We start from the raw sequence: 257 nt of genomic DNA, 5'->3' as shown, positions 1-257 counted from the left end.
AACGCCGCTGGTACCTGGTTGCCTGGGACCTGGGCCGCGAGGACTGGCGTACCTTCCGGGTGGACCGCGTCACTCCGAGGCCCCCGCACGGCCCGCGCTTCGTCCCGCGTGATCCCCCGGCCGAGGATCTGGCCGCCTATGTGTCCCGGGGCGTTTCCACGCGCGTGTACGCCTCGCAGGCCGCGATACGGCTGCTGGTGTCCGTCGAGGAGGCCGCGGAACGGATCTCGCCCTCCGTCGGCACACTCCGGGCGGAG

1 protein-coding gene is annotated in these 257 nt (G+C 72.8%); it reads left to right on the top strand.

Annotated elements, in window-relative coordinates; all coding sequences use genetic code 11:
* A partial coding sequence (locus J0695_RS41830) for a WYL domain-containing protein (RefSeq protein WP_206970043.1) occupies positions 1-257 on the top strand: 257 nt, incomplete at both ends.

Origin of the sequence: Streptomyces beijiangensis (assembly GCF_017315755.1) — a bacterium.
GTDB lineage: Bacteria > Actinomycetota > Actinomycetes > Streptomycetales > Streptomycetaceae > Streptomyces > Streptomyces beijiangensis.
The sequence above is the reverse complement of the archived record's forward strand: the minus strand, read 5'-3'. Positions and strand labels throughout refer to the sequence as shown.